This window comes from Deltaproteobacteria bacterium (assembly GCA_005879795.1).
Classification (GTDB): domain Bacteria; phylum Desulfobacterota; class Binatia; order DP-6; family DP-6; genus DP-6.
In genome coordinates this window covers 1-3155 of record VBKJ01000243.1, presented here as the reverse complement: position 1 = coordinate 3155, position 3155 = coordinate 1, and the positions used below count along the sequence as shown (strand labels likewise).

The window sequence follows — 3155 nt, the reverse complement described above, 5'->3', positions numbered from 1 at the left end:
GGACGAGCACCTCGGCACCGCGGCCAAGCCCCGGGTCGTGGTGGAGTCAGCCAGCGGTGCGGAGCGCTGGAGCACCATGGGCTGCTCGGAGAACATCATCGAGGCCAGCTGGCAGGCGCTGCGGGATGGATTAGAGCTGCCGCTGCTACGGCGTCAGTCTTCGAAGCCTTCGATATGAAAGGGCCGATGGTGACCACGGTTTTGCTCGGCTTGACGCTGCTGAGTCAATTCGGCGCCCCGGCTGGATCAAACAGAAATGCGCAGTTAGAGCTCAGGCTATACGTCGGCAAGGGAGAGTTCTTTGAACAAGAGCCGATCTACGCCGTGTTCGAGCTGGCCAACAATAGGGCCGACACAGCTTGGGTCTCTCCTTTCGGCATTACGTACCCGGCCTTAGTGCCCGCGCTAACGAACTCAACTGGCTCGCCAGTACCGCGGATCGTGGGCGTGTCGGACTACGTCCCGGGCGTCGGGTGGCGCGGCGTTCCCATTGCACCAGGCGACCGGCTGTACGATACGACCGTATTGCAAGACTGGTGGGGAGAAGCGGATTCGGCCGCGCGAGGGCTGTTCATCAGGCACCTGTTGCCTGGGTCATACGATCTGAGCGCCACGTTCATCTCGGAGGTCGGGCCCGATGCGGGTCGCTCCATCGAAGCTCAGCCCGTGCACTTTTCCATACGCGGCCGGACTACCAGCGAAGAGCCACTTTACCGAGAGGTGAAGTCGTTGACCAGCATGGTTTCGGATCGGGACCAGCGCTCCAGATACCTCGGTGCGCTCCTTGCCTGGGTTTCGAGCAGGCTATCCGCGAAGGATGTCGGAAACCCCTACCTGGCGTTCGTGCTTCATGACGGAGTCCAAATCGCGAAGGCCACGGGCTCGTGGCCCGATGCGGCGAGCGCCGCTCGTCTTGCAAGTTTGCGCGCCGCGGTCGCGGACGAGCAGCGTTCGTTGCCGGCTGGAGCGTACGCGGTCGACGCCGGCTATGCCGATCGCCCAGAGCTCGTACCTCCTCTGGCGCGCGCCTTGGGGCAGTCTCTCGCGGGAGCGGTGGCAGCTCAGCGTGAGAAAGAACATCGAAGCAAGGCGAGGCCGAGGCAGTGAGCCGATGAGGCCGGCGCGAATCGGATGACGACTCGTGGCGGCGGTCACCGCACCATGAAGGGTGCACGCATCTTGCCCCCACGCTGGCGAGGAGCCGATACTATGGGCATGGTCGCCCCCGTTTACTACACTGCCGACATGGTGCGAGCCCTGCCCGAGGACGGTAATCGCTACGAGGTGGTGTACGGGGAGCTGTTGGTGACCCCGGCACCCAGGCTGTGGCATCAGGAGCTGGCGGTGAGGTTGGTCCGGACAGTGAGCGAGTACCTCGAACGTGAGCCTGTCGGCCATCTATTGCCGTCCCCGGCGGACATCTCGTGGACGTCCGACACCCTGGTGCAGCCCGACCTATTTGTCGCCCCGCTCGATCAGGTCCGAACCCTCGACTGGACACAGGTGAAGGACCTCCTCCTGGTGATCGAGGTGCTGAGCCCGTCGACTCTTCGGTACGACCGCTTCACCAAGCGGCGGCTGTACCAGGAGCGCCGAATCCCAAGCTATTGGGCTGTCGACGGGGAGGAGCGCTGGGTCGAGGTTTGGACGCCGGCTGCCCAATTTCCGACCGTGGAGCGGGAGCGCCTGGTGTGGCACCCCGCAGGCGCCCGAGAGGCGTTCAGTCTCGAGCTCCGCGAGCTGTTCCGGCCGATCTGACGGACGGTGCGTCCTCGAATATGGAACGACGTGTCACCATTGCATGGATCTGCGCGACGGTCGCCATACTAGTCCCCACGAGCGGCGCTACACAACAATTGGTTCTCACGGCGGACGTCGGCAAGGCGGAATTCTTCGAAGACGAACCGGTCTACCTGTTGGTGCGGCTGCAGAACGTCGGCACCGATACCGCTTGGACCCATTTCTTCAGCTTGCTCTCCCTGGCGATGACCTTATCCGTCAGACTAGGGCATGGGCACCTCGTCGAGGTGAGCAAACCAATTCTCGACTACCGCTTGGACCCCTCCTGGCGAGGAGAGCCTGTGCCGCCAGGCGCGAGCTTTCTGAAGACGATGGTGCTGCAAGACATCATGGGCGACGAGTGGGACCTCCGCACTCACCTCTTTGCGCATCACCTCGCGTCCGATCAATACGAATTGCACGTCACGTTTCACGCGCATTGGGGAGTGCCCCACACAACGCCTCTCACGCTGGAGGCCGCTCCCATCGTCTTTCAGATCAGAGCGCGCACGAGCTCTGAAGAAAAGGAGGTGAGGCAGCTGGAAGCCATGCGGTACATGGGCTGGGATACAACGCGTGTCGCGGGCCGACCCCGTGCCGAGGGCTACCACGCTTCGCTCATCCAATGGGTTCAGCAGAGGTGGCGCGACCAGCCCGACGATCCGTTTCTGCCGTTCCTGCTCTACAACGGGCTGTCCGTAGTGGGGAAGGTGCTGGAGGAGCAGATCGTGGCGGGCAAGGTGCCGCGGTTCGATCCTGACACTAACGCCGTCGTAAGCCGGCTGCGGATCGCTGTGATCGAGAGGAATAAGCTCTCAACCGCCGGGGCGCACCTCGTGCAAGGGCTAGGCGCGCGACATCCCGACCAACTCGCCATTCTCGCCAAGGAGGTGGGGGCTACACCGAGCGGCGAAATGGCGCGATATCACGCGGAGCAAAACCAGCGTGGTCAACAAGTCAGGAAGCAGCCGCCCCGCTGATCTGTTGACGCGTCACACCGCCACGGGCGTCGTTTCCGCGGGCGTTGCCACAGGAGCAGGAGCCGCGTGCGGGACGACCTTGCGGAACAACGGCCCGCAGCGGTCCCACGAGTCGAGAATCACGCGCCCCTTAGCGCTGCCGGTTTTCGCACAGTGCTCCCGCAGCAGCTCGAGCACGACCTCCTCATCCGACGGCTCGAGCGCCCGCACGGCGACCATGTCGGTGTTGCAGCGTGCCGAGAACGTTTCGGCGTCGTCGAGTACGTAGGCCACGCCGTTCGACATCCCTGCGGCGAAGTTGCGCCCCACGGGCCCGAGCACGACGACGACCCCGGCGGTCATGTATTCACAGCAGTGGGCGCCCGCCCCTTCGATCACGGCGATCACTCCGGAGTT

5 protein-coding genes are annotated in these 3155 nt (G+C 63.9%); 4 read left to right on the top strand and 1 reads right to left on the bottom strand.

What is annotated here, in order from left to right; all coding sequences use genetic code 11:
* The 4 genes from E6J59_19595 to E6J59_19580 all read left to right on the top strand — a co-directional run.
* The coding region (locus E6J59_19595; GenBank protein ID TMB16003.1) for a citramalate synthase at positions 1-178 on the top strand (178 nt) is incomplete at its 5' end.
* A gap of 8 nt (positions 179-186) precedes the next feature.
* Complete coding sequence (locus E6J59_19590) at positions 187-1107, top strand: hypothetical protein (protein TMB16002.1); 921 nt, start codon at positions 187-189, stop codon at positions 1105-1107.
* 24 nt (positions 1108-1131) lie between these two features.
* Positions 1132-1758, top strand: coding sequence for a Uma2 family endonuclease (locus E6J59_19585; protein ID TMB16001.1), 627 nt, complete (start codon positions 1132-1134; stop codon positions 1756-1758).
* 20 nt (positions 1759-1778) lie between these two features.
* Positions 1779-2759: a hypothetical protein gene (locus E6J59_19580; GenBank protein TMB16000.1), complete on the top strand. Its 981-nt coding sequence runs from the start codon at positions 1779-1781 to the stop codon at positions 2757-2759.
* Between the two features lie 12 nt (positions 2760-2771).
* On the opposite strand, the gene E6J59_19575 is transcribed toward E6J59_19580, so the two are convergent.
* Positions 2772-3155 (bottom strand): hypothetical protein (locus tag E6J59_19575; protein ID TMB15999.1); only part of this gene is annotated, 384 nt, incomplete at its 5' end.

Coding starts and splice junctions, on each gene's coding strand:
- E6J59_19590 (TMB16002.1), top strand. CDS start 187: ATGGTGACCACGGTTTTGCTCGGCTTGACGCTGCTGAGTCAATTCGGC.
- E6J59_19585 (TMB16001.1), top strand. CDS start 1,132: ATGACGACTCGTGGCGGCGGTCACCGCACCATGAAGGGTGCACGCATC.
- E6J59_19580 (TMB16000.1), top strand. CDS start 1,779: ATGGAACGACGTGTCACCATTGCATGGATCTGCGCGACGGTCGCCATA.